Source organism: Lyngbya sp. CCY1209 (assembly GCF_035615495.1).
In the GTDB taxonomy this organism is placed as follows: Bacteria; Cyanobacteriota; Cyanobacteriia; order Cyanobacteriales; family Microcoleaceae; genus Limnospira.
The window spans coordinates 47436-53435 of sequence record NZ_JAJENU010000588.1; the positions used below are offsets into that span (position 1 = coordinate 47436).

General features: G+C 58.1%; 6 protein-coding genes. 5 read left to right on the forward strand and 1 reads right to left on the reverse strand.

The genetic code is table 11. The features are described 5' to 3' along the window. Positions 1-46 precede the first annotated feature (46 nt). From LKE08_RS21535 to LKE08_RS21555, 5 genes are all read left to right on the forward strand, one after another. Complete coding sequence (locus LKE08_RS21535) at positions 47-355, forward strand: EutN/CcmL family microcompartment protein (protein WP_324706316.1); 309 nt, start codon at positions 47-49, stop codon at positions 353-355. A 120-nt stretch (positions 356-475) separates the two neighbouring features. Then, positions 476-2116 (forward strand): ribulose bisphosphate carboxylase small subunit, encoded by a 1641-nt coding sequence (locus LKE08_RS21540; protein WP_324706317.1) that lies wholly within the window; start codon positions 476-478, stop codon positions 2114-2116. Positions 2117-2161: 45 nt separating this feature from the next. Then, a complete protein-coding gene (locus LKE08_RS21545) occupies positions 2162-2791 on the forward strand; it encodes a carbon dioxide concentrating mechanism protein (RefSeq protein ID WP_324706318.1) in 630 nt (209 codons plus the stop codon). Positions 2792-3003: 212 nt separating this feature from the next. Continuing rightward, positions 3004-3801 carry a BMC domain-containing protein gene (locus LKE08_RS21550; protein ID WP_324706319.1) on the forward strand — a complete coding sequence of 266 codons (798 nt, stop codon included), beginning with the start codon at positions 3004-3006 and terminating at the stop codon, positions 3799-3801. Between the two features lie 98 nt (positions 3802-3899). After that, on the forward strand, positions 3900-5603 hold the full coding sequence (locus LKE08_RS21555; protein WP_324706320.1) for an NAD+ synthase: 1704 nt from the start codon (positions 3900-3902) through the stop codon (positions 5601-5603). A 162-nt stretch (positions 5604-5765) separates the two neighbouring features. Here the strand turns inward: LKE08_RS21555 and LKE08_RS21560 are convergent. Beyond that, positions 5766-6000: hypothetical protein (locus LKE08_RS21560; RefSeq protein ID WP_324706321.1), on the reverse strand; the 235-nt coding region annotated here is incomplete at its 5' end.

Consider the following 6000-nt stretch of genomic DNA (forward strand, 5'->3'; position numbering starts at 1 on the left):
CAACCGTCAGTTATCCGAATCCTGTCACCCATTCCCCGCAAAACCAATGCAAATTGCCAGAGTTCTTGGCACCGTCGTCAGTACCCAAAAGGAACCCAGTCTCAGGGGGTCCAAGTTTTTGCTATTGCAACTCCTAGATGAACAGGGAGAGCCCACCGCCGAATATGAAGTTGCGATCGACTACGTGGGTGCGGGTTTCGATGAATGGGTCCTGGTGAGCCGAGGAAGTGCAGCCCGCCAAATGTCCGGAAGTGAAACACGTCCGACCGATGCGGCCGTCGTCGGCATTATCGACACGGTGACGGCCGGAAATCGGCAGATTTACAACCAAAGAGAGCACGGCCGCCAGGGCTGAGGTTCCGGGTTCCATCCCATCGGGATCGAACCCGGAAACACCTCCGTCCGGCGTCTCCCGTGCCCGAGTCCACCAACAACAAGTCAACCTTATAGAAAGTCGGTTAGGAGAAATCGAGTTATGGCAGTTCGCAGCCACGCGGCTCCTCCAACACCCTGGTCTAAAAACCTGGCGGAGCCCAAAATCGACCCCTCAGCTTACGTCCACTCATTCTCGAATATCATCGGTGACGTCCGCATCGGCGCCCACGTCCTCGTGGCCCCCGGCACCTCCATCCGGGCCGACGAAGGCTTCCCCTTCTACATCGGCGACAACTCCAACATCCAGGACGGCGTCGTCATCCACGGTTTAGATGAAGGGCGGGTCAAAGGAGATGACGGGCAATCCTACTCCGTGTGGGTGGGAAAAAATTCCTCCATCACCCATATGTCCCTGATTCACGGACCGGCCTACGTGGGAGATAACTGCTTCATCGGTTTCCGGTCCACGGTCTTCAACGCCCGGGTCGGAAACGGGTGTATCGTGATGATGCACGCCCTGATCCAAGATGTGGAAATTCCCGCCGGAAAGTACATCCCCTCCGGAGCCATCATCACCAACCAACAACAGGCCGATCGCCTGCCCGACGTGACGGATACCGACATCAAGTTCTCCACCCACGTCATCGGCGTCAACCAAGCCCTGGCCGCGGGCTACCAGTGTTCGGAAAACGTGGCCTGCATCGCCCCCCTCCGCAATGAGTCCCAGCGGGCCGGCAGCAACGGCGGGGGACGCGATCGCACCCGCGCCGACAGTGGCAATTCCGGCCTGCCCGCCGAAACGGTGTCCACCGTCAGCCAACTCCTGGGCCAGGGCTACAAAATCGGCACCGAACACGCCGACCCGCGCCGCTTCCGCACCGGTTCCTGGCGCAGTTGCGCCCCCATCGACTCCCAGAACACCGGCGAGGTGGTGTCGGCTCTGGAGGCCTGCCTGCAAGAACACCAGGGCGAATACGTCCGCCTGCTGGGGATCGACGCCAAGGCCAAGCGCCGGGTTCTCGAAGAAATCATCCAGCGCCCCGACGGTCCGGTAGGCGGGAAGTCCTCCAACGGCCAGGTGGCCTCCCAATCCGCCTCCCGTCAGGCTCCTCGGGCATCCGCGTCCGGCGGCGGTTCGGACTTCGGGCAGCAGGTGAGCCAACTGCTGGCCCAGGGCTTGAAAATCGGCACCGAATACGCCGATGGACGCCGCTTCCGCACCGGTTCCTGGCGCAGCGGCCCGAAAATTGACAGCACCCAAGCCTCCGCTGTCATGGCCCAGTTGGATGCGTTCATGAACGAGCATACCGGGGAATATGTGCGCCTGATCGGCATCGACCCGAAAGCCAAGCGCCGGGTTGTGGAAGAAATCATTCAGCGCCCCGACGGCAAGGTATCCCAAACCACCTCGGTGACGGCCCCCGCCGCCCCGACCCCCGCCCGCAGCGGCGCCGCCTCCGTCTCCCCGTCTCAGGGGAACTTGAGTTCCGAGGCGATCGCCCAAGTGCAGGGCCTCCTGTCCCAGGGCTACAAGATCGGCACCGAACACGCCGACAAGCGCCGCTTCCGCACCGGTTCCTGGCGCAGTTGCACCCCCATCGACTCCAACAACCAGCGGGAGGTGATCGCGGGTCTGGAAGCCTGTATGAAGGAACATGAGGGCGAATATGTCCGCTTGATCGGTATCGATCCGAAAGCCAAGCGCCGGGTTCTGGAGGAAATTATCCAGCGTCCCGAATGACGTAGAAACGCCGTCCACATTTCCAGAGGTTCAGACCGAATGTGTATGTCGCCACCGCATCACCCAGACCCGTCTTACTACGTGAGTGGCGATGTGACCGTTGACCCCAGTGCTGCCATCGCCCCCGGAGTGGTTCTCCGAGCCGATCCGGATTCTCAGATCGCGATCGCCGCTGGGGTCTGCATTGGCATGGGAACAATTCTTCATGCTCATCACGGTATCCTAGAAGTAGAGAAGGGCGCCTGCATCGGTGCGGGCGTGCTAGTGGTGGGAACTGGAAAAATTGGGGTCAATGCCTGCATCGGTTCCGACTCGACCGCCATCGATCCGGCCGTCGAAGCCCAGTATGTGGTCGCTTCGGGTTCCTTAATTGGCGATCGCTCGCGTCGGGTGGGGGCATCCTCCCCCGATATGGCGGCAGAACCGGAACCGGCAACAGAAAACCCGGAACCGGAACCCGAACCGGTAACAGAAAACTCGGAACCCGAACCGGCAACAGAAAACTCGGAACCCGAACCGGCCCGGACACAGCCGGCATCAGAACCCCAGACGCGCATGGGGCCGCAGGTTTACGGACACACTCAAATCAACGAGTTGTTGAAAACCTTGCTCCCCCACCGCCGTAACCCCATAACCCCCCCCAATTCCGGATCGCCTCCTTCGGGACTCTCGTAATATCAAGTTCCGATAATCAGTTATTGTATAGATTTTTGATTATCGAATCACAGAAATAGTTTGAAAAAAAACTATTTGAGCGAACGTGATATCGCCCCGAGCTTTGGAAGTGCGATCGCCAAACATCACCCGTCGAACCCCCCGACCCCCCACCCTTCTCCCGAAACACCGAGTCGGTCAGTCGCACGCGCTTGTTGGAGAAGAGACGAAACATGGACGAACACTTGCAAATATCCGTTCCCCAAAAAAGGAACATCGAGCCCGAATTCAAAGACGCCGCTCTGGGTCTGGTCTCGACCCGCAGCTTTCCCGCGATCGTCGGCACGGCCGATATGATGCTCAAATCTGCAGGTGTTCACCTCGTCGGCTACGAAAAAATCGGCAGCGGCCACTGTACCGCGATCGTGCGGGGCCGCATCGCCGACATCCGTCTGGCGATTCAAACCGGAGTGGACACCGCCAAACAATTCGATCAGTTCGTGTCCTCCCTGGTCATCGCCCGACCCCTCCCCAACTTGGAATACGTCCTCCCCATCGGCTCCCGCCTCTCCCAACTCGCCAACGGCAGCCACTCCCGCCTCAGCAACCGAGCCGTGGGCCTGCTGGAAACCCGAGGATTTCCCGCCATGGTCGGCGCCGCCGACGCCATGCTCAAAGCCGCCGATGTCTACCTGGCTTCCTACGAAACCATCGGGGCGGGACTTTGTACCGCCATCATCCGGGGGTCCGTCGCTGATGTCGCCGTCGCCGTGGAAGCGGGGATGTACGAAGCTGAACGGATCGGAGAATTGAACGCCGTCATGGTCATCCCCAGACCCCTCGATGACCTGGAACAAACCCTGCCGCTGGCCAGTTGTTGGATCGAAAAAGACGAGCCGCTGCAGTTGCCCATCAATATCAAACAGCCCGAAAAAGAAGTGATCCAACTGCCCGACCTCAAACAACTCTCCACCGAATCCGTGCCCATGGAAGAAAAGGAATCCGATCGCTCCCTGGAAACTTGGGATTAAATTGGTAATCGGGAGTCGTGCCAGACAAATCAGTTGATAATTGACAATTATTAATTGTTCCCCACACCCCACACCCGACACCCTACCCCCTAATTTCGATGAAAATTGCGATCGCACAACTCAACCCCACCGTCGGCGATTTGAGCGGAAACGCCGGACAGATTTTGGACGCCGCCCACCAGGCCATCGAGGCCGGCGCTCACCTCCTCGTGACCACGGAACTCGCCCTCGTCGGCTACCCCCCCCGAGATCTGCTCATCCGCCCCAGTTTCATCGAGGCGGCGGACACCCAACTGCGACAACTCGCCACACAAGTGCCCCCGGAATTGGCGGTTTTGGTGGGAACCGTCTTTCCCAACCCCGAATCGGGCCGTCAGGGCGGCAAACCCCTCTTCAACGGCGCCGCCTGGGTGATGGGGGGCAAAATTCAACAGATTTTTTACAAGCGGTTGCTCCCCAACTACGACGTTTTCGACGAATATCGATATTTTGAACCGGGGAAAAACTGCAACGTCGTCACCCTCCCGGACCCGGACGCCGACGCGCCGCTGCAAATTGGCGTCACAATTTGCGAAGATCTCTGGAATGACGAAGAATTTTGGGGACACCGCACCTACACCTGCGACCCGATGAAGGATCTCGGCGATCGCAACGTGGATTTGGTCGTCAACCTGTCCGCCTCCCCCTACCGCGCCGCCAAACAACAGTTGCGGAAATCCATGCTCGGCCACAGCGCCCGCCGCTACAGAATCCCCATTTTATACGCCAACCAGGTCGGCGCCAACGACGATCTGATCTTCGACGGGTGCAGCCTCATCCTCGACGGAAAGGGCGAGGTGGTGAAGGCGTTAGCCGCCTTTGAAACCGACTTTCAAGTATTGAGTTTCGATCGCACTTCTGCAGATACTCCCATCGTCGTCGAATCCCCCGAATCCCCCGCCAAACCCACGGACGATATCGACGAAGAAATTTGGCGGGCCTTGGTTTTGGGCGTCCGGGATTATACGCGGAAATGCGGCTTTTCTAAAGCGGTGATCGGGTTGAGCGGCGGCGTCGATTCCTCTTTGGTGGCCGCGATCGCATCGGAAGCTTTGGGGCGCGATCGGGTTTTGGGGGTGTTGATGCCCTCCCCCTACAGTTCCGAACACTCGATTACAGATGCTTTGGAATTGGCGAAAAATTTGGAAATCGAAACCCAAACCCTCCCCATTCAAGACGCGATGGGCGCCTTCGATCGCACCCTCGCCGACCTGTTCGCCGGGACGGAATTCGGCATCGCCGAGGAAAATATCCAATCCCGAATTCGGGGGACGTTGCTGATGGCAATTTCCAACAAGTTCGGCAACTTGTTATTATCGACCGGCAACAAATCGGAATTGTCGGTGGGATACTGTACTTTATACGGGGATATGAACGGCGGTTTGGCGGTCATCGCCGACGTACCCAAAACCCGAGTTTACTCGATTTGCAAGTGGTTGAACCGCGACAAAGGGCGAGAAATTATCCCCAAAAATGTGATAACAAAACCCGCCAGCGCCGAGTTAAAACCGGGTCAGGTTGACAGCGATTCTCTCCCGCCTTACGAAATTTTAGACGATATTTTGTATCGCCTGATCGAGCGGCACGAATCCTTAAAAACGATGGTCGAGGCGGGACACGACGAAGAAACCGTTAAGCGAATTATTCAGTTGGTAATGCGGGCGGAATTTAAGCGTCGTCAGGCGCCGCCGGGACTGAAAATCAGCGATCGCGCCTTCGGGACGGGGTGGCGGATGCCGATCGCCAAGGGGAAATATCTGTAGGGATGGCAGTCTCGGAAGCCCCCCTAACCCCCCAATTTTGGGGGGAACAAGAAAGTTGCTCCCCTCGCCCAGGATTGGGAGAGGGGCTGGGGGTGAGGGCGAGAGTATCGCACTAACATTTTATCCTCCACATCTCAAGGGAGTGGTAGAAAATCAACATTTTCATCCATAAGATACTTGAGGGTCATTCGCCTGCCTCATTGCATCTCTTTGGGCCCTTAATCGACGTATTTTTTCTGCCACTGGGGGTGGATTGCGTTGCTGCTCTTCCCGCATTCGTTCCGCCCACTCCAGCCAATCGGTCATATACGCATCAACGGCTTCTTTGTGGTGCAGATAATACAAGATCGTGGCGTAGACTTGCTCTAGGTTTAGAGACGGATAGGTGCTGGCAATT

Excerpts from the sequence above, each read along its gene's own strand:
- LKE08_RS21555 (WP_324706320.1), top strand. The coding sequence starts at position 3,900 with ATGAAAATTGCGATCGCACAACTCAACCCCACCGTCGGCGATTTGAGC.
- LKE08_RS21550 (WP_324706319.1), top strand. The coding sequence starts at position 3,004 with ATGGACGAACACTTGCAAATATCCGTTCCCCAAAAAAGGAACATCGAG.
- LKE08_RS21535 (WP_324706316.1), top strand. The coding sequence starts at position 47 with ATGCAAATTGCCAGAGTTCTTGGCACCGTCGTCAGTACCCAAAAGGAA.
- LKE08_RS21540 (WP_324706317.1), top strand. The coding sequence starts at position 476 with ATGGCAGTTCGCAGCCACGCGGCTCCTCCAACACCCTGGTCTAAAAAC.
- LKE08_RS21545 (WP_324706318.1), top strand. The coding sequence starts at position 2,162 with ATGTCGCCACCGCATCACCCAGACCCGTCTTACTACGTGAGTGGCGAT.